Origin of the sequence: Candidatus Rickettsiella viridis (assembly GCF_003966755.1) — a bacterium.
Classification (GTDB): domain Bacteria; phylum Pseudomonadota; class Gammaproteobacteria; order Diplorickettsiales; family Diplorickettsiaceae; genus Rickettsiella_B; species Rickettsiella_B viridis.
This window is the reverse complement of the sequence record NZ_AP018005.1, coordinates 692,719-716,228: the sequence shown is the minus strand read 5'-3', so window position 1 is coordinate 716,228 and position 23,510 is coordinate 692,719. Positions and strand designations below refer to the sequence as shown.

Here is a 23,510-nt window from a genome sequence, read left to right as displayed (position 1 = left end):
TGCTAAAAAACATATTGACTGGATGGCCACGCTCATTGCATTCGCTCGCCATGACGATTTCTCTGCCGACGGGGCTTAGCTTTGGAGCACTTTAGGTTTCTTCTTTTAACAGCATGGTTCTGACATGAGCAATCGCTTTAGCCGGGTTTAAACCTTTAGGGCAGACCGTCGTGCAATTCATAATAGTACGGCAACGGAATAAACTAAATAAATCATTCAGTTCCGCCAGGCGCTGCTCTTTGGCTTCATCACGATTATCAACTAAAAATCGACACAGCCATAATAATGCCGCCGGTCCTAAAAATTTATCGGGATTCCACCAATAAGAAGGACAGGCACTGGTACAGCAGGCACACAAAATACATTCATACAGACCATCCAATTGTTCTCGCTCTTCAGGGGACTGTAAACGCTCTTTAGCCGGTGGTTCTTTATCATTAATTAAATAAGGTTGTGCTTTTTCATATTGACGATAAAAAGGCTCCATATCCACCACTAAGTCACGAATGACCGGCAATCCAGGTAAAGGCCTTAATACGATAGGCGACTTCAAGCTTGAAAGTTGTGTCACACAGGCTAAGCCATTTTTTCCATTAATATTCATACCGTCTGATCCACAGACCCCTTCACGGCAAGAACGACGAAAAGAAAGCGTTTGATCTTGTGCTTTCAATGCTTCTAAAGCATCCAGCAACATCATATCCTGACCCGCTTCTAATGCCAGCGTATAGTCTTGCATATACGGTTTTTTATCTTTATCGGGATCGTAACGGTAAATAGAAAATTGCATGTTTAACAAACCTTCACAAAATTAAGTGGTAGAAATAAATATTTTCTCTCAGTACGGACAATAACATGCCATGTAAAACTTTTTGTCATTGCGAGTGCGCAGCACGCGGCAATCCAGTGACATAAATCAACTTTTCCTGGATAGCCACGTCGGGAACTGAGGTTCCCGCCTCGCTATGACGGGCTTTTACTATAATTTTTGCCTTGTACAAAGTATTTTCTTAATAAACTCTCTCTTTTAATTCCATCGGCGCCATACTTTCAGGTTTCATATTCACTGCTCTATAAGCGACCTGAGCATCCTTAGAAAAATACAGTAAATGTTTCAGCCAATTTTTATCGTCTCGCTTTGGATAATCTTCGCGACTGTGTGCACCACGACTTTCTTGGCGCGTTAACGCTGAAACAGCCGAGGCATACGCCACTTCCATTAAATTATCTAATTCAAGCGCTTCCACTCTTGCCGTATTGAACACTTGGCTACGATCCGTTAATGCCGCATGTTGTAAACGTTCTCTGAGTTCAGTCAGTTTTGCTAAGCCTTCTTGCATGTAATTTTCGGTTCGAAATACACCAAAATCGTTCTGCATACTCTTTTGCATCGCTTGACGAATCTCAACCACACTTTCACCTTTATCGGTGTTGTTCCAACGATTCAGTCGGGTTAATCCCGCTTCTAAATCGTCTGGGTTTACCGACAGTAAAGGTAAATCTTTTTGTAATGACTGTTCTACATGTAATCCGGCAGAACGACCAAATACCACGAGATCGAGTAGCGAGTTACCACCTAATCGATTAGCACCATGCACAGAGACGCATGCGCATTCACCCGCTGCATACAAGCCTTCAACGACTTGATCATGGCCCTGTGAGTTTAGCGTTAGCACTTGAGCATGCACATTAGTAGGTAGTCCGCCCATCATATAATGGCAAGTCGGTACGACGGGAATCGGTGTGGTAATCGGATCAAAATGGGCAAAGGTAATGGCTAATTCGCGTATGCCGGGTAAACGCTTCTTAATCAGATCGGCACCTAAATGGTCTAATTTTAATTTCACATAATCTGTACCGTGCGGATCAAAGCCATTGCCTGCACGCAATTCTAAGGCCATCGCCCGCGCTACCACATCCCTAGAGGCTAAATCTTTAGCATGCGGTGCATAACGTTCCATGAAACGTTCGCCATTTTTATTTATCAAATAACCGCCTTCACCTCGACAGCCTTCGGTCACTAACACGCCGGCACCCGCAATACCCGTCGGATGAAATTGCCACATTTCCATGTCCTGTACCGCAAAGCCCGCACGCAACGCCATACCAATCCCATCACCGGTGTTTATCAAAGCGTTGGTAGTGGATTGAAAAATACGTCCCGCGCCGCCAGTGGCTAAGATCGTCGCCCGGCTATGAAAGAAAACGACTTCACCGGTTTCAATACATAAAGCAGTTAAACCCGCCACCTGTCCTTTCGCCGTTTTAACTAAATCAATCGCATACCATTCATTAAAAAAATGGGTTTTTGCTTTTACATTTTGTTGATACAGTGTATGTAATAAGGCATGACCTGTCCTATCCGCCGCCGCACAGGTACGAGCGGCTTGATCACCACCAAAATGCTTAGATTGGCCACCAAAAGGACGTTGATAAATCTTACCTGAATCCATACGTGAGAACGGTAAGCCCATGTGTTCCAGCTCATATACCGCCTCTGGACCCGTTTTACACATATATTCGATAGAATCCTGATCACCTAAATAATCAGAACCTTTTACTGTATCGTACATATGCCAACGCCAATCATCCTCGTGGGCGTTGCCTAAGGCACAGGTAATTCCACCTTGCGCAGAAACGGTATGCGAACGTGTAGGAAACACCTTAGAAATCAGCGCCACCTTTTGACCCGAGTTCGCTAATTGTAAGGCGGCACGCATACCGGCACCGCCGGCACCAACAATCACTGCATCAAAGGTATAAGTGGGTATTGCCATAAATTAATTACCCCAAAAAATAGCTAAACCCCAAATAAAACAGAGTAATAGCCCAATAATTATTAGTATTTGTACACTCAAGCGTAAAGCAAACGGCTTGATATAATCCGTAACAATCGTCCACATGCCTATCCAAGCATGCCACAGTAAACTTAATAAAAAGAGCGTGCTAAACAAACGCATTGCGCTATGGCTAAACAATCCATGCCATTGTTCATAACTGAGTGATGAATGCACCACAAAAAAGACTAAGAGGAAAACGATATAAATTAGCATCACTACCGATGTAACGCGCTGTATTAACCAATCGCGCAACCCATTACCACTTAGACTAGTCACATTGGTTAATTTTTTTAGCATAAATAAATTCCCATCAGTGTTGTCAAGACAATGGCTAAACACATGACGAGGCCCGCCGTAAAACGTGCCGTGCTTAGGGTTTCACCCAGACCTGTATCCATGATGAGATGTCGAATACCCGCCAGCATATGATAAAAAAGCGCAAAAAAAATTGCTAAGATCATCAGTTTAGCCAGTGGATGCGTCAAGACATTGTGAGCAAGAAAAAAACCTTCCGGACTTCGCAGTGAAACGGCTATGAACCCTAGGAAGACAGGAATAAATAAAAATAAGATAAAACCTGAAACGCGGTGCAAAATAGAAGCAATCGCGGTTATAGGAAAGCGCAGAGTCAATAAATTGAGATTAACCGGTCGTTTAGCCACAGAATCAGCCTTAAATGAATAAAGTTTAAGTCGAAAAACGGGGGGATTATACGCGCAAAGCGTATTCAAATACAAATGATGGCTTTGTATCTTTATGCTTCTGAACAAAAAACTCTGGTGGATGAGACGCTTTTCCAACGTTAGGTGCCGATGCTTTAAATAAAGTATCGGCTGAACCTGTGCTACACTTTCTACTGGCTTTAATAAATCGTTTAGCTTTACATTTAAATGATTTAAATTCTTTACCCCCTCTTCCGCGGTCTTTTGCTGTCCCTTCAACTGTTCTAATTTTTCTTTGAGTTCCGCATGCCTTGCTTGCAAAGTGTTTAATTGTTTATGAAAAATCTCGAGCGCTTCTGAGCCGGTTTCTTTTTTTTCAATAATCTCCTTTTGTCTTAATAAAATTATTTCGTGCATTTCTTCCATAACTTCTTGTCGTGTTTCGGTAATTTCTTGCCTTTGTTCCATAATCACTTGTTTTTTTCCATAATTTATTGTGCTTTTTCAGAAAAATAACGAACCATTTCGTCCATCTCATATTCTTTTTTCCTGTTATTTTGTCTAAAATTTTTCTAAAACTTATTTTTGACTCTGCTTTTGCCTCTACGTAACCTCTATGTGCCACCGTCAACACAACAAGCACTGAAAAAAAATAAGGAAACTTAAAGTTATATTAATAAATATAATATTATTTATATTTTTATATAATAAATATAAATAATAAAGCGGTGGGTAAATCGCACATAAAAAAAGAGCGGTTTGGTAAAATAAACCATCCTCTCATTTCATTTACCAGCATCGTCATTTAACTATTTAAAAAATATTGGTGTCGAATCGGAAAGAAAGAAAGGGCGGCTTGATAAAACAAACCGCCCTCTCATTTGATCATTTTTTTACAAACGTATACCAGGGCCTAAGTGCTGTTCTGGTTCCGGATTATTAGCCGCTAAGCGCTCTTCTGCCACTGCTTGCGGAGCAAAAAATCGCGGCGCATAAATGATTCCAGCCTGTGAAGCAAGTGAATCGCCCGAGCCTATACCAGAAGATGAAGAATGTTGGCTAGTTAAAGAAACCGTAGATTGCCCCACATCCATAGTGCTTTGATGCCTAGCCGCATTGAGCATACTATTATAAGCATTAGCACTAAATGCATTATTCAACCTAATAAGTATCTCCTCACGTACTTCTGGTTCTTTTCCTTCTAAATAACGCGCAAATACGTTTATCCATAAAGTATGAACCTCAAAATCACTAACAATACTACTCTTATCCTGAGCATCACCTAAATCACAATACTTCATAAATAAATCAGTTATTTTTTTATATTCTGGCATTTCATTAAAAGAAGAATATGCTTCCCTATCACGCGTAAATTCCTTAAAAATAGTCCATATTACGGTAAATTCTTTGCTTGCCAATGCTTCTATTTCGTCTTTTACGCCTTGTCTAGATACTTTTCTCGCTCGAGCCACTTTATCTATAGCCTTATCCATTTTTTTGCTCATAAACTGAGTAGGAGTAGGTTCTATTTGAGATAAGAATATAGCTTGAAAATTACCCAGCATAGAAAACGACACTAACTGTGAAAACAACTTAATTAGACCGCTATTCTCTTCTGGAAAATATTCATTATATATTTTCGCATTCCGTTCAATTCTTCTTTTGGGCGTAATTTTTAACCCTTTATTAACTCCACGACCTAAAACTTCTGTTCCTAAAGAAGCGACAACACCGGCTAACATACCAATTGCCGGAGTAGCAATCGCAGAAACCGGTATTGCTACTCCAAACCCTACAAAAGTAGATACCACAGTTCTAATCACCGCTATCGCAAGCTTAATTTTACCCCCTACAGCTGAACTAGAATTACCCCTTAGCGCCGCTTTTCTACGTTCATCAATGCGACACTTTAGATGATTAAATAGATATCCAGCAAACCTACGCTCGCTGTCTTTAAAATCGCTACTTATTAATTTGACTGCATCGAGCAATGACAGCTTATTTGCGACGGGCATAAATCACCTTTTATTATTATTAATTAGAATATTTATGCGTATCTTATATAAGTAATATTAATATTATATTAACAATTAGAATTTTATTTTATATTTTATATATAAAATATAAAATATAAAAAGGGTCGTTTGATAAAACAAAAAGCCCTGTTTAGTTTGATAGTTGGTTCTGGCTATTTTATAAGCGCGTGCTAAGAACCAAGCTCGGTTCTGGCACTGAAGGAGCAACCACCAAGGCCGCTGGTTTCGGAGAAAAAAATGACGGCAAGGAAGCACGTCTGGCTTTAAAAGATAAGGTTGTATCATTAGCTTCTTGCAATGGCGATACAACATTAGCCGTAGGTTGTGGCACAGCAAGCGTATTTAATTTAGATTTCAAGCCACGCATGGTTAATGCACGTACTTCTAGTTTTTGCTCTTTTAAATAACGTGCAAACACATGTATCCATAATCTATTAATATCTCGATCGTTAACAATTTCACTCCTATCATTCGGATCGCCCAAGTCAAAATGACGCTCAAATAAGCCCATTATTTCTTTCGCTAATGCGTTTTTCTGAAAAGAAGTATAGTCGTTTGGATTGCGCGTAAAGTTCTTAAAAATATCCCATAGTTTGCCAAATTCACTTTTTACCAGCGTTCTTATTCGTTCCTGCTCTTTTGTTGGCGCCGTTTTCTTTGCCGTTATTACCCTCACGATATATTGCAACCCATGCTTGATACGCTGCCACGGCGTATACTTTTGCGCTGCTTGCTGCAATGCACTCACTTGCAATTCCTTATGCATAGAAAGCGTTACCAACTGTGCAAGAAGCTTAACGGTGTTATCATCCTTTGGAAAATAATCTTTATAGATATCTGCCCTGCCTTTAATTTTATTTTTAGATCGAGTCTCTAATAAATAAGTCACGCCAAAAACAATCAGCCCTATAACCCCTACCACCACAGAAGCAACACCAATAGAAGCACCCGCAATGAACATGGCTGCCCCTGCGATACCAGGCAATATCCATTTTAATGCCGTAGGAATCACTTTATTTATAACTGTCGAGCCAATTGAAACGCCTATCTTTAACTTAGGATTTGCATTCATGCCCAGCTCATCCCCACCACTGCCGGCTATTTCTCGGCGTGCAGAAATACGTCCTCTTAATTTAAACGCAATATTTCCAGCAAAGCGACGTTCTTCCTCGGTAAAATTTTCACTGAGCAGCTTGGTTGCCACGAGCAGTGACGAGCGGCTTGCTTCAAACATATAGCACTCTTATTTATTATTTTTATATCTGAAGAAGCAAAAGGAAAGCATTCCTATTGGAAAAAATGACTTTTTAATTGTTTATCAGAAAAATGAGCAGTCCACGGCGGTTGGAAAAGAATTTTATAAACTCTATTTAAAAATGAAAATGGACCTAGAGCAAAAAATTCAAGCATCGCAAACCCATGATGCCGCTCAAATAAATCCAGCTGAATTGGTACAGGAGCTTTCCACAATAAGTATGAATTTAAATATCGTCGCTGGAATATGTTACTTTATTATAGAGGATAAAAACCGCAATCTAACTGTCTATAGACATATCTTCAAAGAAGGTTTACGGAATAAAAAAATACAAGATTTTTTAGCAAAGGAAAAGGAATCTAAAATAAATGATCAAAAAATGGCGGTTGCTATCCAAATTGAAAATAATAAAACCATAAAAACCCATCGAATCGCTTTTATCAAAGACTTTTTAGCAGGTTTGTTTACCCTAGGCCTCACCGCTTTTACCACAGTAGGCGCCATAACACTCTGTATGCTTGTTATACCACTTCCCTATAGCCTTATAGCCGCTGCTGCTGCTAGCGCTATTATATTACCAGGCATTCCTCTACTTTATAAAAAAGCAATCGAAAAGAATAAACCCACCATAGAGTTCGCTAAAACATTCACAACAAAGGTTCTGGGTGCTGATGAAATTGATTCGGCTTTACCCAGCGCATTGCAAGCTGATCCTACGCAAGGAACGTTTTTCCATCTTATCTCGCCCACGACTGTCATGCCTCGTAAAACAGAACCTACTGTATTAGTTCGTTCATTTTCTGATAAACGCCCTTTTGTTAATCGATTAGCTTCGATTAATGAAGAAGAAGAAGAAAAAAATAAACAACCAGAAAGCTCTCTGGGGATTTACCGCCACTAACTGAGTGGCGATTATGTGTATCAATACAATGAGGGGTAATAGAAATATTGCCCCTCATACTAAACTACTCGCTTAAATTGACTAAACGCGCTAAATGCTTGATTTCCTCTGGCTTTAACTCACGCCATTGACCGCGTCTTAGATCGGTGGGTAACTGAAGATCCGCAAATCGAATACGCATTAAACGACTGACTTGAATACCCTGTGATTCCCACAGGCGCCTCACTTCTCGGTTGCGTCCTTCTTTCAGTACCACATGATACCAACGATTGGCTCTTTCGCCACCCCGCTCTTCAATGCGTGTAAATGCTGCCATACCGTCTTCTAACTGCACACCTTTTTTCAAGCGCTTAAGAATATTAGCATCGACTTCACCTAATACGCGTACTGCATATTCTCTTTCTATTTCATACGAAGGATGCGATAAACGATGCGCTAATTCACCATCATTGGTAAAAATTAATAATCCTAATGTATTGATATCTAAACGACCGATCATAATCCAACGTTCGCCACGAAGTGGTGGTAAACGTGAAAATACCGTGGGTCTATTTTCGGGATCGGTACGCGTACACACTTCACCTTCAGGCTTATAATAAATTAATACACGTCGTTTCAGTGGTGTTGAAGGCGCTAGTTTAATCGGCTTACCATCTATAAAAACGCTGGCGCGGCGATCAATACGGTCGCCGAGTTTTGCAACGTCGCTACCAATACTCACTCGACCCTGTTGAATCCAACGCTCTATCTCGCGACGCGAACCCAAACCTAGATTGGCCAATACTTTTTGTAGTTTTTCTGTCATAGCGTAGGAATAAAATGAGGTTAATTGGCAGGCATTATAGCGCCAGATTCGAGTGGTGGCTGCATTATTGGTTTGATTTCCTGCTCATCCGTATTTATAGGCGTTAGGGTCTCATTAATAGCCGCGAGCACAGGCAACTCAGCTAATGCCTTTAAATTAAAATGATCTAAAAATTGTTTAGTCGTGACATAAAGATTAGGTCGACCAGGCACTTCGCGTTGCCCTACTGAGACTATCCATTCCTGATCCAGTAACACTTTAATAATATTGGGGCTCACCGCCACACCACGAATGGCTTCAATATCACCGCGAGTTACCGGCTGTTTATACGCAATAATCGCCAGCGTCTCTAAAAAAGCACGGGTATAACGGGGTCGTTTTTCAGGCCAAAGTCCTTTTATCCACTCACCCAATTCAGACGGTGTATGAAAAATATAACCATTGGCCACCCGCTGCAATCGAATGCCCCGCTCAAGGTAATCTTCTTCGAGTACGGCCAATGCCTGTTTTAACAGCGGCGTTGGCACAGGCTGCGCTTCTGAAAATAAGCTGGCCAAACGCTCTAAGCTCACCGGCGGCTAGAATAGCCGCTTCCAGAATAGTTTTAAGCTGGGTAATTTCCATAATAATAACTATAGCAGTTATCTGAACCCTTGTAAGCAAGCCATAGCGCTATCATGTTAGGAATATTAATCTTTCTTAGATTTTCTCTAGTTCTGTTAAATCTAAATCGGGTAATTCAGTTACTTGTCTTATTAACTCTATAGGCATACCCGTGGCTAAAAGGTTTTTAGCAACCCCATATCGGCCTTTCTGCATACCTTTCTGCATACCTTTCTGCAATCCTCTTTGTTCAATTTGTTCTGCAAATGTCATGATAACCTCTTTTCGTTGGGGAAACGCTGCTATTAACTCATTAATTAATAGCTTATCTGCCTTTGCTTCTGTGTCATCCCGGGTTGTTATTAATACATAGTTTAACATATCACTCAGATAAGAAATATCGAGCTGTTTGACTATATTTTGAACGAGATTTGTTTTAAGAAGTTCCCGCATAATCGATAAGAAATTTTTAGCTCGATGATGCTTAAATAGCATTTCCATTAAGGATACCAAACCATGTTGGCTAATCTCTTCATCTGAAAGAACAGTAAGGTCTATGAGTTTGAAAGGTTTAAAAGCGACTTGGCGAGCAAATTCTGGGTCTTCAAAGTTATCATATAGGTCGATCGAATGCGGATACGGTGATACTTCGCCGTGATAAATACATAAGGGCAGAATAATAGGTAATTTTTTATTGCCTTGTCGCAGATGCTCTGCGCTAAGAGAAACACTATAGTGTAATAAACGAAAGGCCATTAATTTATCGTTGGCCGTGGATTCATGCTCTATTAAGAAAAATAGATAGCCTGATTTTTGCTTAATCTCACATTTATAAATGATATCACTGTGAATTTCTCGAAGTTCCGGGACGATAAAGCTTTTTTCAGTGAGTTGAAGCGTATCCAGGTTGATAGCGTTATAAATAGCTTGTGGCAGATAGACTTTTAAAAAATCTATTGCTACCTTTTTTTCCTTTAGATTCCGTTTAAAAAACTTGTCGTGAGGATGATAGATAGCCACAGTCATTTTTTTATTATCCTTACTCTATCATTAACTTAAGAGACTAATCTTAATTTATCAAGAAACGAATAGATAGGGGATATTTATACCTCCCATTGGCACTTGTACAAAAGGCTATAACTGGTGTTTAATATAGACTCTATCAACAGGGGTGCTCTTTAAAATGGGCTGAGAAAAATACCCTCTGACCTGATCGGGCTAATACCTGCGTAGGAAGTTGTACAATGACAATAAAACTCTGTTTAAACACGTTATTTCGTGACTTAAATCAAATTCGACAAAGCAATCCCGTTATACATAATATAACGAACTTAGTCGTCATGCCGATCACCGCTAACATGCTGTTAGCCCTCGGCGCTTCGCCTATTATGGCGCATGCCGAAGCAGAAATGTCTGAGATTGTTCAGCTGTCTCAAGCCTTAGTCCTCAATATGGGCACACTGGATAAACACTGGATTGATGCGATGGCTGCTGCACAAAAAGCCGCGTTAAATTCAGGTATCCCCATCATTTTTGATCCCGTCGGTGCCGGTGCAAGCCAATATAGAACTGAAACCGCGAAAAAAATCTTAGCACAAGGCGTCACGCTAATTCGGGGTAATGCCTCCGAAATCATGGCATTAGAAAATAAACAGATTAAAACCAAGGGCGTGGATTCTACACAGGCTTCTCATGAAGCACTCAGCGCGGCGCAGTTAATTGCAAAAAAATATCAATGCACCGTGGTCGTGAGCGGAAAAACCGATCTCATTGTGCATCAAGATCAAACCATCATGCTAAAGTATGGCAGCCCACTCTTAACTAAAGTGGTTGGTATGGGATGCACACTCACCGCTATCATCGCGGCTTTTTTATCCGTCAATTCAAATCCATTGTTGGCTGCTATGCATGCGGTTGCCTTATTTGGCTTGTTGGGTGAACTCAGCGAACAGCAAGCGACGGGGCCCGGCAGTTTTTATATGCGGCTATTAGATAATTTATACACCCTTAAACAAACTGACTTAGAACCGTTTATTGCCCGATCAGCGCTTAACGCATACTCACAGCAGTTGGATTTCGGCAAGGCGCCGCGAAAATGAAGCAACCTTCGTTCCTGCATGATAAATGAGGATTAAAAATTGAATAGCAACGCCGCCGAAAATTCAAATGCTAAGAGTATGATTGATTATTCGCTTTACTTGATCGTCGATCATACACAGCTCAATACACTGCAAAAAGTACTGGATCAGGGCGTGACCTGCGTACAATTACGCATGAAAAACCAACCTTTAGAAACTATTTTATCCGTTGCAAAACAACTGCAGCTTTTATTAAAACCTAGAAATATCCCTTTGATCATTAATGATCATATTGCCGTAGCCAAAGCCATCGATGCCGATGGCGTGCATATTGGCCAACAGGATCAAACCTATGCGTGGGCTCGGCAACAACTCGGTTACAAAAAAATCATTGGTGTTTCTATACAGAATATTCAGCAAGCCGAACGCTGCCAATCCTTTGATTGTGATTATTTTGGCGTAGGTCCTATTTTTGTAACCACCACAAAAACCGATGCAAGCCCGCCTATTGGCATTGAAAGCCTAAAAACAATCACGACCCTATTACCTAAACCCATTGTGGCGATAGGCGGTATTAATGCCGATAATATTCATCCTATTTTAACCATGCGCGTTGCAGGTATTGCCTTAACCGCTGCCGTTTTCTCTGCTCATTCGCCTAAGCAAGCGACACAACACTTGTCACAACTTATTTCACGGACACCTTCTTATGCTAAACAATCTTAATCTGCCCAGTGTTCTCAGCATTGCAGGTACCGACCCCTCGGGTGGTGCCGGCATACAAGCCGATATCAAAGCGATTTCAGCCACCGGTAGTTATGCCGCTTCTGTGATCACGGTTTTAGTCGCACAAAACACACAACGCGTTCGAGCGATTCAAGAAATTCCGCTTGCCTTTATACAACAGCAAATGGATGCTGTATTTACGGATCTACAATTTGCCGCGGTTAAACTCGGCATGCTGTATAAGCAAGACATTATTGAATTAGTGACACAAAACTTAAAAAAATATCAGCCGCCTTTGATAGTATTAGATCCCGTCATGACAACACAAAGTGGTGATGTACTTTTAAAACCCAATACTATCAACACATTAATGCGTTTATTTCCTTTAGTCACACTGATTACACCCAATATTCCTGAAGCAGAAATTTTACTGAATAAAAAAATAAGCAATCGAAAAGAAATGGAAGCAGCGGCTATCAACTTAGCTGAAACACATCAAACATCGGTACTACTGAAAGGTGGACATTTAACCAGTAGCGATTCACCGGATATTTTTTATAATCCTGGTCAAGCTAAAGTTATTTGTTTTGATAGCCCACGTATTGATACGCCACATACGCATGGCACCGGCTGTACACTTTCTTCTGCCATCGCCTCGTATCTTGCACAAGGCTATACACTCCATGATTCCATTCGTAAGGCAAAAGCCTATTTACAGCAAGCCATTGCTGCAGGCAAAAACCTTAAGATTGGTAAAGGTAGCGGACCCGTGCATCACTTTTATTATTTAAAAAAGGTCAATCATGCTATTTAATGAAATGCGTAACAGTGTCGCAGCACTGATGCCTAAAATTTATGAACTACCTTTTAATCAGCAACTGGCAGATGGCACACTGCCACTCGCAAAGTTTACTTTCTATCTGATTCAAGATGCTTTATATCTTGCCGATTATTCAAAGGCGTTGGCATTAACCGCGCGCAAATTATCCCAGCCACATCAAACTGAATTTTTCCTACAGTTTGCCAAAGATGCATTACAGACTGAACGTGAGTTGCATCTTGTTACTTTGAAAAAATATGCCGTTACACCGCATTTAAATTTGGAAAAAAGTTCCTTTTGCGGTATGTATACGGATTATCTCTTGAAAATGGCACACAGCGCGCCGGTTGAAGAAGCCGTTGCCAGTCTGTTACCTTGTTTTTGGGTGTATCAACAGGTGGGACAACGAGCATTAGCCAAAAAAATACTCAATAACCCCTATCAAGACTGGATTGATCTTTATGCGAGTCCTGAGTTTAATACCTCTGTTGATTTAGCTATTAACACGCTCAATGAATTAGGCGAAACCGCTTCTGCTCATACTAAAAGCAATATGCTGGCGGCATTCCAGCGCGCCACACAATTAGAATACTGTTTTTGGCAAGGTGCATATGCCAACGAGAAAGAAGTTATTACTGGATAAATAACAGAATAAGCCCCTCACTAATACAACAACTTGCCAGTGTTTAGTAGCCCCAGCGTGTCGTGGTAAACGTTATTATAAAGCAACTGACTTAGCTACCTATCAGCTAAATGTTTTTATAGTATAAAGCACCGTTTTTTTTACCTAATACAATCGCTAGCATCACAGATACTTTCATTATTTCTTCTAACTTTATACCTCATTCTTTTCACTCTTTATTAAAACTTCTCATTTCACGGCAAATTCTCTAAATGCGTTTGCCCTGGCTCTTAAGCTTAATTTAATTTTATTTTAACAAATCATTAATTTTATTAATTTAATATATATGCACTTTAACCTTCCTACAAAAATAATAAATTATCATGGCCAATTCAATCTCTACTTTCAACGGAAAAATTTATACGCTTGGCGATAGTCTGAGTGATACGGGCAATGGCCAAGGTAAATATAATCAAACGCTGTTTGGGCCTTATAAATTCGGTATACTTCTAGAAAAACACCCGAATAACATGTTTACTGATAGCTTCACTTACGTTTATACATTAGGGGAAAGGATAGAATATTTATTAAGAAACGCATATAGTGAATCTCCATTGCATAGTCATTACTTTGCTCCGGAAGGACACGCCGTCGATAGAACTTTGGCGGAAGGTGGTTCAACCGCCAGTAACAGCCAAAAATGGAGTAACTTATTTCGAGTGGGCATTAACGCCACATTGAAAAGTAAATTATTCAATTTTGGTTACCTAAAAAAACAAGTTCGCGCCTTGAAAAATATGCCCTATGGTATTAGCCCCAATGATTTATGCATTATCTTTGCAGGTAATAATGATTTTGCTACAGTGTGTCGTACAGGTAATGAAGGTGTATCCAGTGCATTAAACGCCGTAGAAAACACCGTAAGTACTCTCTCCACAGGCAAAAATTCTTTACACCATATTCTTTTGCTAGGCCTACCCAATCCTACTTTGACTCCGTGGTATGAAAACGCATCTACGAAAATAACCGAACCACTAAAACAAGCAGTCCAATCCTATAATGAAGGATTAAAAAAATTGACGGCCGAATATACGTATATTGATTTTAGCACTAGCCCTATTTTTCATCTTGAAACTTTAGACGATTCAGATGCTTTTTTAAAGCAGTATAAAATAAAACAAGCTATCCTATTTATTGGCCAAAATACAAACCTACAGGCTTTATTCATTCAAGATGGAAAATTTGTCCAGAATCCCAAAGGGGAAATGCGCACTGTGCCGGTAAAATTACCAAAAAAATACCCAAATATAATAGACCAAGCCAAATCAAGGGTAATCAATCAAGAACAACAAAATCCGCTTGGCTTAAAAATAGTAGAAAGACCCTCAGAACCCGAATTTATAGAATGGATGAAGGATTTAATGCGGGACGCTAAACTGAATGTCGATGTAAAAATATTTGATACTGATAAGGTTTTTACAGACATTCTTGAAAATCCTGAAAAATATAGCCTTACGAATTGTCCTATTTACTATAGCAATAATCTAGAAACACTTGAAGGTAAACTACAAGGAAATGCATTATTAGCCATACCCTGCAAGGATAACCAAGGCCATGACTCACTGGAAGCTTGTTTGTTTATCGATGGAAAGCCGGTTATGTCAGAAAACAAGATAATAAAAATCCCATTCAGTAAGTCTGAATGCAACGAATTAAATAAACTCATTGAGGAAGAAAAAAACCATATTTTTATCCAACTAAAAGATCATAAAAAACATGGTAAAAATACTAAAAGCCTTATTAGTAGACTTATCAAGTCTGTTGAAGATCGTCAAAAATATGATACTAGGGAATGCTCTGTTTACTATAGTAATAATCTAGAAAAAGCTAAAGTTGAAATAACAGGCAATGCGTTATTAATAATACCCGTCAAGGATAAGCAAGGACATGACTCACTGGAAGCTTGTTTGTTTATCGATGGAAAACCTGTTATGTCAGGAAACACTATCAAAAAAAACCTATTGAACAACGCTGAACTCGACGAATTAAATAAACGAATAGAAAAGAAAAAAAATAATGAGCAAGAAAAAAATAATGACGTTAGCAAAATAAGAGGTCCCTATAGACATGGGGCAAGTATTGTCCAGCTGTTTGCTAGGATTATTCCTGCTTTTAAAGCGGAATATAAACATCCTATCGATTTCACTGACAAAAAAGAATTATTTTGTAAAGACCTTTTTCATCCTAAAGGTCAGATCCACTTTTCATTAGGGAGTGCATTGTTTAGATTTATAAACGAAAACTATGAGATACAGCCCGACAAACAATTTTCAGATGATATGGGCATCACTCCCCGAAGTAAAGGTATAAAAATGGGTTCTCATGAAGCACCAGGATCACTCAACATCCTACGTTCACCTTCATCAGCGTTTTTTCATACTCCTCAACAAAAAGAAACACCACCTACTTCTAGCATCCACCCTACCTGCAGGGAATAACAAAGGATTGCCGACGACTGTGGGCCATCTTTAGAAAACGGTCTTATGGACTCTCTCTCTTAATGCTGAGAGAGGGAGCAGCTTTGAAAGATCAACTCGACTGATAGCCGGCTTCTATCTTACTAGTAAAACCAAAGTAAATGTCAATCACCGCCACGATCAGATAAAAAAAACTATCCGCCAGATTAACATGCAGAAACCATAGATTACCATTTAAGGCAAAGCCCAAAATGGCTAGCAGCCCATAAAAGACACCAAATATTTTAAAATATAAGCGGGCGTAGAGTGGCGATGCACTGGCCGATAAACCGATAAGACCTGTGAGAATATAACAAATATTATGAATTGAACTCACTTCAAACACATTGAAGAGCAACTGGTTATACATCAACAAGGGAATAAATCCAAGAATCCCCAGTGCAATAAAAACCAACGCAAAAATGAAGGCAACACCTCTTAACATCAGTTTGAGAATCCCTAGCTAATTTGAATGAGGTTATTGTAGTGATTAAAAATAAATAGTGTAGCGCCCAGTGCTTTAAACATAGTAAAGCCGGCTTCCTACCAGCCACTAGTATAATAAACACAGAGAAATAATCAAATCATTTTTTTGAGTGTTTATTGTCTAAAAAGCAGACTATAAGTGGTCTCACAAAAATTACTCACAGATTCTGTGAATAACTCTGTGGACAGTATTTGGGTAGCGGCCTGAAAAGCTTGATTTATAAGTCATCATTACAGTTTGTACAAGCTTTATACAAAATAAAAAACATTACATTTTTCAAATAGTTATATTAAGTCAAGCTTAGAATTAATCCAAGGTCTGTTATATTGGTGAAAAATAAATTAAATTAACATCACTTGTGCAAAAGTCTGTGATGCATTCAAAGATAAGCCGCTCTTGTCAAGAGAAAAATGATGGAAATTTATAATAAACTCTTCAAAATCCTCAAACAGGATGATCTACTGCTCACACCTAACCAACGCTTAATTCGCTTTTTACATAAAGCTTATGCCGCTTACCAACAAGCACAACACAAACAGGTTTGGCCATCATTACGTATTTTTAAATTAGAAACATGGCTAACACTACAATGGGAAACTCAACTCATTCAAGCCACGGGTTTTCCTTACCGTTTGTTAACAACACATCAAGAACGCATGCTTTGGCAATCTATTATTAACCAATCAGACACACATTTTTTAAATCCTGATCACATTGCAAAGACAGCGCAACAAGCCTGGCAAATCAACATGCTATGGCAACTTGACGGCAACATCACACCGCTTCAAGCAAGCCATGAAACAACTGCCTTTAAAACCTGGAGCGAACGTTTTGTCGCGCTTTCTACAGAATATGCTTGCATAGACCTCGCACGTGCTAGCACGCTACTCATGGCGTGTTTTAAAAATAAAAACCTAACACCGCCCTCACGTATTTTTTTAATTGGATTTGATGAGATTAATCCACAAACTAAAAAGTTATTACAACAGCTTGAGCAATTAGGCAGTCAGGTTTCATATTTTGTCGCTTCGTCTTCCAAAACGTGGGTACGCCGTTTAGCCGTAGAAAATACTGCAACTGAATTACAAACGATGGCACGATGGGCTTATCAACAGTGGCAAGCGGGCAAAAAAACGATTATTTGCGCTGTTCCTCAATTATTAGCCATTCGCACCCAAGTATTAGAGAGCTTCACTGAAATATTTACTCAACTAAACCCTGCTTGTGCTGAGCGATTACCTTTTAACATCGCGGCGGGCAGAAAACTGAGTGAGTTTACCCTCATTCAAAGCGCCTTAGCGATTATACAAACCCAAGCAAGCCAACCCTTAAGCAAAATAAGCAAACTCATTCAATCGCCTTACATTGGCTATGCTGACGACGAAAAATCACCACGTGCACAACTGAGTATTTACTTGCGCCGCCATGCCGAAAATACACTCGCACTAAAACAACTTGCTTTATTGAGTCAACAACAGCACTGTACGCAATTAAACCAATTGATTAGCCAGCTTATTCCACTCATTGATACGCAGCCTATTCAACAACTTCCTAGCCAGTGGACAAAGCATTTTGTAAAAAAACTTCAAGCCTTTTGTTGGCCCGGCCAATGCCAGCTACTCAGTGAAGACGACCAATTAATCGAACGTTGGTCTGAATTATTGAATGAATTAAGTAGTTTAGATTTTATCTTAGGTGAAATAAACCAAGAAGCGGCTTTGCAACAACTGACTCAATTGGCGAATGAATTACTGTTCCAAGCTAAAACAGCGTATGACACGCCTATTCATGTACTAGGATTATTAGATACAGCGGGATTATGTGTTGATAGCCTATGGATCATGGGCTTAGACGAACAAGCATGGCCTGCATCTGCGCACCCCAATCCTTTTATCCCTTATGCAGTGCAACGTGACAACGCAACACCACATGCATGCAACGAACGGGAGTTTTATTTTTCCTCGCTGGTCACCCAACGTTTATTGAACAGTGCCGATAGCATTATGCTTAGCCATAGCATACAACAGGATGAGCAAGCATTACGTCCCAGTGCACTCATCCGTCATATGCCGAGTATTGAAGCCAGCGATTTAGAACTTCCAGATTACCAAAATAGTGTGCAGTCTATCTGGAACACACGTGATTGGGAATATTATCTAGACGAAACAGCGCCGACACTTTTAGCGGATGAATTGAGCACGGTTAGCAATCAGCTTTTTAAATCTCAAGCCGCTTGCCCTTTTCAAGCCTTTGCAAAATTTCGCTTAAAAACTCAATTCTATGATTTACCTTCGCTCGGTCTGAGTAAAAGCGATCGCGGCAGCTTGTTACACCGTGTGATAGAACTATTTTGGAATAACCTAAGCGATCAAGCCAGCTTATTAAAACAACCTGCACACAGCTTACAAGTATTCATGAATCAAGCCATTGATACGGCTATTGCAGAATTTAGCAAAAAACGCCCCCTCACGTTTAGCCCACATTTTATAGCGATTGAACGAGAACGTTTACAACAACGTCTGATGAAACTCATCGAGTTGGATAAAAATCGATTACCTTTTACGCAGGTTATACACGAACAAAAACAACATGTTACCTTTGCTAATTTGGTGTTAAGTCTACGCATCGACAGAATTGATACGCTTAGCGATGGCAGCCAACTGATTATTGATTATAAAACCGGCGAATCAAAACCATCATTAGGTTGGTCTGAAGAACGATTAGATGAACCGCAATTACCCCTGTATTGTTTATCACTTCCTAATGTAAGCGGATGTGCTGTCATTCGTATTAGCAGTCATAGCATTGAGTCACAAGGTTATAGTGAAAAAGAAACCGGACTTTGCCACGTGATAGGTACAGCAAAAGATAAGAACATACCAAGCACCTGGCCAGAACTACTTAACTTTTGGAAAACCAGATTAGAAAATTTAGCACTTCAATTTCAAAATGGTGTTGCAACAGTCGATCCTAAAAAAGAAACCACCTGCGAACATTGCCACTTACAACTGCTTTGTCGTATTAATCATTATGAAAAATCTAATTGAGCACGATGCAGAAGCACGGTTACAAGCGCTTGATCCACAGCAATCATTTATTGTACAAGCGCCGGCCGGATCAGGGAAAACTGAATTATTAGTACGTCGTTATTTAATATTACTCAGCCGTGTGCGTTTTCCCGAAGCGATTATTGCCATTACGTTTACGCGTAAAGCGGCACATGAAATGCGCATGCGAATACTGGATGCTTTAGAAAAGGCAGAGCAGCCTTGCCCTACTTCTACAAAAGAGGCGGCACGTTGGCAATTGGCTAGAAACGTCATCGCGCATGACAAAATCATGAATTGGAATCTGCTAGCGAATCCCAATCGTTTACGCATTCAAACCATTGATAGCTTTTGCCAACGCTTAACGTGTCAGATGCCTTTGCTGTCTAAACTCGACGCACAACTCAGCCCTGTCGATAAGCCTGAATTTCTCTACCGTTTAGCGGCTCAAGAGCTCATTTCAAATTTAGAAATAAACTCTCCTTGGCAAAATAGCTTATTGAAACTCATCAAACATGGTGACAATGATTTTTCTTCCCTAGAAGCATCATTAAGTGAATTATTAGCCAGTCGTGAACAATGGCTAAGCTATTTTACTCAAGATCCTACGCACTTACGCGAATCCTTAGAAAAAACCTTACAAAAAATTAATCAAACACTTATCGCTCAACTTAATTCACTTATTTCTAGCGATTTACGACAAGAACTCACTGAGTTATTAAATTTTTCTCTACAGCAACGTGTAGAAAAGCCATTAGAAAAAATAGCTAACCGTTACTATTGGCAACAAGCATGCTTTTTATTGTTAAAGGATGATAATGAATGGCGTAACGAAGTAACAAAAAAACAAGGCTTCCCTGCCGCATCTGGCGAAAAAGACAAGCAAAAGAAAGCATATTATACTGCGATAAAACAAAGAGTAGAGAGCCTCATCGAACAATTAAAAAACCAAGCGGACCTACATGAAGCTTTAATTGCGTTTAGACGCGCACCGCCGTTGCACTACACCGATGCACAATGGGAAATAATCACCGCCTTATTTGATGTATTACCCCTATTAGTCGCGCATTTACAGGTAGTTTTTCAGCAGGCTAAAAAAGTCGATCATACCGAAATTCTACTGTGCGCATTAGCCGCTTTAGGTGATGAAGAAAATCCCAGCGATTTAGCATTTAGCCTGGATTATCAAATTGAACATCTGTTAATCGATGAATTTCAAGATACCTCGCTCACACAATTTCAGCTAATTGAAAAACTCATTGCCGGCTGGCAAGCGAATGAAGAAAAAACACTTTTTCTGGTCGGCGATCCGATGCAATCGATTTATCGTTTCCGTAAAGCGGAAGTGGGTCTATTTTTACAAGCAAAACAAGACGGTATTGGCAATATACCATTGCAAAGCTTAACACTCGCTGTCAATTTCCGATCCGATCCCGCTATTATCAGCTGGATTAACGCTTGTTTTAGCCAACTATTACCCAAAAAAGAAAATATTAATCAAGGTGCTATTACATTTGCACCAGCGATTGCTTTTCAAACACAAAATACTGAAAAAGCCGTTGGCATGTATTGGATGAATGAAGAGGATTCGCTACGCGAGGCAAATAAAATCATTGCTATCATTCAAGAAATCCGCCAAAAAAATCCACACGATTCTATTGCTATTTTAGTGAGAGCGCGTACGCATCTAAAAGATTTATTACCTGCCCTACAAGCCGCCAGACTTTCTTATCACGCGGTAGAAATTGAAAGCCTGGGTCAACATTCTGCTGTACAAGATATGGTGGCATTAACACGCGCTTTATTACATCTAGGCGATAGAATCAGCTGGTTAGCGCTATTACGTTCGCCTTTTTGTGGTTTAGATTTAAGGGATCTGCATAGCATTACGCATTTCTCTGCAGATACATCGTCCTACCACACGATTTGGCAACAACTTAAGGATTTTGAAAAAATGGATTTACGTGAAGAAAGCAAACAACGTTGCCGTCGTATTGTGCCTATTTTACAACACTGTTTTGCTGAACAAGATAACTTCACGCTAACAAGCTGGATTAAAAATGCCTGGCTCCGCTTAGGAGGAGCCACCACACTCAATCATCCTGAAGAAATCACGCATATTCAAAGCTATTTAGATCACCTAGAAAAAAAAGTGTTAGCCGAAGCTGATGAATTCGATACTTTTAAATTAGAAAAAGAACTCGCTGACATAGTTATAGAAAATAATAAAACACTTTCTAACCCTATTGCCGTTATGACCATACATAAAGCCAAAGGCCTAGAGTATGATCATATTATTTTGCCCTGCCTACATCGTAAAAGCAGCAGCGATAATGCAAAATTAATGTTATATCAAGAACGTCATGTTACTAAAACAAAAAAAGATTGCTTATTAGCGCCCATAAAAGCAAAAAGTGAAAAAGAAGACCTTATTTATAACTATCTTTCTCGCACAGAAAAGCAAAAAACCCGCTACGAATTAGCACGTTTACTTTATGTCGCCAGTACACGTGCAAAAAAATCCTTATCATTGCTCGGCGTAGTGAAAGAAGACTCAAAAGAAGAACTAAAGGTGCCCACTGATACTTTACTGCACTCTTTATGGCAGGCAACGATAATTCATCGCGATGATTTTTTTTCCTTAGATACTGATGCCGTAGCAACAAATGAATTATCTGCTTCACGTCGAGTCAAACGATTAGTTGCTGATTGGCAGAACCCTATTTTTACCCCCAAAATAGCCGCTAAGGTTGCACACAAACCCTTTTCTTACCAATGGCAACCTAATTTAGCGAAAGCAACCGGTACAGTTATTCATCGTCTTTTATATCAAATCAGCCAAGACGGTTTAGAATACTGGGATAAAATAGATTTTACCCAAGAAAATACCCGTTTTATACGACTATTAGAACAAGCCGGCATCATTCCATCACAATTAGATGAAGCCTTAAGCAAATTAACACAAGCATTAAAAAAGATAATCCAGGATCCACGCGGACGGTGGATTTTAAGTCAGCAACACCAAGCTGCGCATTCAGAATTCGCTTTAAATGTTGCACAAAACAACCATCTGCGACAGCTTATTATGGATCGCACCTTTGTTGAGGCCGGCGTACGCTGGATCATTGATTATAAAACAACCGCCTATACCGGCGATAACCCTGAGATTTTTTTAAATACCGCGATGCAACAACATAAAAAACAGCTCGAAGGCTATGCAGCGGCTTTTACACAGATGTCCGCGTTGAAAGAAAATTATAAAATTCGATTAGGCCTCTATTTTCCACTTGATACGCTATGGCAGGCGTGGGAGTATCTACCTTCTTCCAACACAATCGCCGTCATGGCGAGCGAATGAAATGAGCGTGGCCATCCATCATTGCGAGTGCCGTAGGCACGAAGCAATCCAATAAAGAATTCTCTTTTCCCCTAGATTGCCGCGCGCCTACGGCGCTCGCAATGACGATAAATATTCCTTAAAACAACTGCAATAGCGAAACCGTATGCGCGTGTAACGCGCCAATAAATGCATTGATAGGCTTATAGAAAAAATAACCTAAAGACATAAATAAACTAGCCCAAGCAATACCGCCGCAATAAGCAAAAATCGCGAAATGTTTATAACAAAGCTTTAATGCACCCGCTACATACCCCGTTAAATGCCGAACTCCAGGAATAAAATAACCGATACACAGTGCCCATTTACCGAATCGTTCAAACCAATTATGTGCGCGTTGAAAGCGCTTTTCCGTCAAACCAATATAGCGTCCCCAACCCCTAACAATATAACGGCTAGTGAATATTCCCAATCCATAACTACCGGTTATTCCAGAGCATGTGCCTGCATAAGCCGCAATGACGGTAGAAACGATAGGCAATTTGTCTTTTGCCATTAAAAATCCAATAAACAATAACAAGGATTCTTCTGGAATAGGTAAAGCAATAATACCCAGCGCTAACCACAAAAAAACCGCTACACTACCGTAATGCTGAATCCAAGGTATAAATTGATTTAAAAATGATTGCAATGCCCTACCCTCTTCTTTTTGTTTTTGATAAAATAAATTTTTCGTATCATAGTTTTAATACAAACCAGATGACGACCCGGCGGA

19 protein-coding genes and 1 riboswitch are annotated in these 23,510 nt (G+C 39.8%); of the genes, 8 read left to right on the top strand and 11 right to left on the bottom strand.

What is annotated here, in order from left to right; genetic code table 11:
- Window positions 1-91 precede the first annotated feature (91 nt).
- From DMP02_RS03280 to DMP02_RS03255, 6 genes are all read right to left on the bottom strand, one after another.
- Window positions 92-790, bottom strand: a complete 699-nt coding sequence (locus DMP02_RS03280) for a succinate dehydrogenase iron-sulfur subunit (protein ID WP_126322655.1) — start codon at window positions 788-790, stop codon at window positions 92-94.
- Window positions 791-1,010: 220 nt separating this feature from the next.
- The gene (sdhA, locus tag DMP02_RS03275) at window positions 1,011-2,777 is read right to left on the bottom strand and encodes a succinate dehydrogenase flavoprotein subunit (RefSeq protein WP_126322654.1); all 1,767 of its coding nucleotides are present in this window, start codon (window positions 2,775-2,777) and stop codon (window positions 1,011-1,013) included.
- Between the two features lie 3 nt (window positions 2,778-2,780).
- A complete protein-coding gene (gene sdhD, locus DMP02_RS03270; RefSeq protein ID WP_126322653.1) occupies window positions 2,781-3,137 on the bottom strand; it encodes a succinate dehydrogenase, hydrophobic membrane anchor protein in 357 nt (118 codons plus the stop codon).
- Window positions 3,131-3,970 carry a succinate dehydrogenase, cytochrome b556 subunit gene (gene sdhC, locus DMP02_RS07360; protein WP_232019609.1) on the bottom strand — a complete coding sequence of 280 codons (840 nt, stop codon included), beginning with the start codon at window positions 3,968-3,970 and terminating at the stop codon, window positions 3,131-3,133. The genes sdhD and sdhC overlap by 7 nt, the downstream gene beginning before the upstream one ends.
- A 425-nt stretch (window positions 3,971-4,395) precedes the next feature.
- Window positions 4,396-5,517 (bottom strand): hypothetical protein, encoded by a 1,122-nt coding sequence (locus tag DMP02_RS03260; protein ID WP_126322652.1) that lies wholly within the window; start codon window positions 5,515-5,517, stop codon window positions 4,396-4,398.
- A 178-nt stretch (window positions 5,518-5,695) separates the two neighbouring features.
- Window positions 5,696-6,772, bottom strand: coding sequence for a hypothetical protein (locus tag DMP02_RS03255; RefSeq protein WP_126322651.1), 1,077 nt, complete (start codon window positions 6,770-6,772; stop codon window positions 5,696-5,698).
- 148 nt (window positions 6,773-6,920) lie between these two features.
- Between DMP02_RS03255 and DMP02_RS03250 the strand changes: the two genes are divergently transcribed.
- Window positions 6,921-7,694, top strand: coding sequence for a hypothetical protein (locus tag DMP02_RS03250; RefSeq protein WP_126322650.1), 774 nt, complete (start codon window positions 6,921-6,923; stop codon window positions 7,692-7,694).
- 64 nt (window positions 7,695-7,758) lie between these two features.
- On the opposite strand, the gene rluB is transcribed toward DMP02_RS03250, so the two are convergent.
- From rluB to DMP02_RS03235, 3 genes are all read right to left on the bottom strand, one after another.
- Window positions 7,759-8,499, bottom strand: a complete 741-nt coding sequence (gene rluB, locus DMP02_RS03245) for a 23S rRNA pseudouridine(2605) synthase RluB (protein WP_126322649.1) — start codon at window positions 8,497-8,499, stop codon at window positions 7,759-7,761.
- A 20-nt stretch (window positions 8,500-8,519) separates the two neighbouring features.
- The gene (gene scpB, locus DMP02_RS03240; protein ID WP_126322648.1) at window positions 8,520-9,071 is read right to left on the bottom strand and encodes an SMC-Scp complex subunit ScpB; all 552 of its coding nucleotides are present in this window, start codon (window positions 9,069-9,071) and stop codon (window positions 8,520-8,522) included.
- Window positions 9,072-9,198: 127 nt separating this feature from the next.
- Window positions 9,199-10,128: an Rpn family recombination-promoting nuclease/putative transposase gene (locus DMP02_RS03235; RefSeq protein ID WP_126322647.1), complete on the bottom strand. Its 930-nt coding sequence runs from the start codon at window positions 10,126-10,128 to the stop codon at window positions 9,199-9,201.
- 131 nt (window positions 10,129-10,259) lie between these two features.
- A riboswitch (TPP riboswitch) is annotated at window positions 10,260-10,355 on the top strand.
- Between DMP02_RS03235 and thiM the strand changes: the two genes are divergently transcribed.
- From thiM to DMP02_RS03210, 5 genes are all read left to right on the top strand, one after another.
- Window positions 10,347-11,201 carry a hydroxyethylthiazole kinase gene (thiM, locus tag DMP02_RS03230; protein WP_126322646.1) on the top strand — a complete coding sequence of 285 codons (855 nt, stop codon included), beginning with the start codon at window positions 10,347-10,349 and terminating at the stop codon, window positions 11,199-11,201. (Overlaps the previous riboswitch by 9 nt.)
- A 39-nt stretch (window positions 11,202-11,240) precedes the next feature.
- Window positions 11,241-11,906, top strand: a complete 666-nt coding sequence (thiE, locus tag DMP02_RS03225; protein ID WP_126322645.1) for a thiamine phosphate synthase — start codon at window positions 11,241-11,243, stop codon at window positions 11,904-11,906.
- Window positions 11,890-12,720: a bifunctional hydroxymethylpyrimidine kinase/phosphomethylpyrimidine kinase gene (thiD, locus tag DMP02_RS03220; RefSeq protein WP_126322644.1), complete on the top strand. Its 831-nt coding sequence runs from the start codon at window positions 11,890-11,892 to the stop codon at window positions 12,718-12,720. Before thiE ends, thiD begins: the two co-directional genes overlap by 17 nt.
- On the top strand, window positions 12,710-13,369 hold the full coding sequence (locus tag DMP02_RS03215) for a TenA family protein (RefSeq protein ID WP_126322643.1): 660 nt from the start codon (window positions 12,710-12,712) through the stop codon (window positions 13,367-13,369). Before thiD ends, DMP02_RS03215 begins: the two co-directional genes overlap by 11 nt.
- Window positions 13,370-13,731: 362 nt before the next feature.
- Complete coding sequence (locus DMP02_RS03210) at window positions 13,732-15,846, top strand: SGNH/GDSL hydrolase family protein (RefSeq protein ID WP_126322642.1); 2,115 nt, start codon at window positions 13,732-13,734, stop codon at window positions 15,844-15,846.
- A gap of 91 nt (window positions 15,847-15,937) precedes the next feature.
- Here the strand turns inward: DMP02_RS03210 and DMP02_RS03205 are convergent, their stop codons facing one another.
- Window positions 15,938-16,309 carry a DUF4383 domain-containing protein gene (locus tag DMP02_RS03205; protein ID WP_126322641.1) on the bottom strand — a complete coding sequence of 124 codons (372 nt, stop codon included), beginning with the start codon at window positions 16,307-16,309 and terminating at the stop codon, window positions 15,938-15,940.
- Between the two features lie 452 nt (window positions 16,310-16,761).
- On the opposite strand from DMP02_RS03205, the gene DMP02_RS03200 reads away from it, so the two are divergent.
- Together DMP02_RS03200 and DMP02_RS03195 are read left to right on the top strand one after the other, a co-directional pair.
- Window positions 16,762-19,398, top strand: a complete 2,637-nt coding sequence (locus DMP02_RS03200; RefSeq protein ID WP_126322640.1) for a PD-(D/E)XK nuclease family protein — start codon at window positions 16,762-16,764, stop codon at window positions 19,396-19,398.
- Window positions 19,382-22,756, top strand: a complete 3,375-nt coding sequence (locus tag DMP02_RS03195) for a UvrD-helicase domain-containing protein (protein WP_172593973.1) — start codon at window positions 19,382-19,384, stop codon at window positions 22,754-22,756. The genes DMP02_RS03200 and DMP02_RS03195 overlap by 17 nt, the downstream gene beginning before the upstream one ends.
- Window positions 22,757-22,874: 118 nt before the next feature.
- On the opposite strand, the gene DMP02_RS03190 is transcribed toward DMP02_RS03195, so the two are convergent.
- Window positions 22,875-23,426, bottom strand: coding sequence for a DedA family protein (locus tag DMP02_RS03190; protein WP_126322638.1), 552 nt, complete (start codon window positions 23,424-23,426; stop codon window positions 22,875-22,877).
- Window positions 23,427-23,510: the final 84 nt, after the last annotated feature.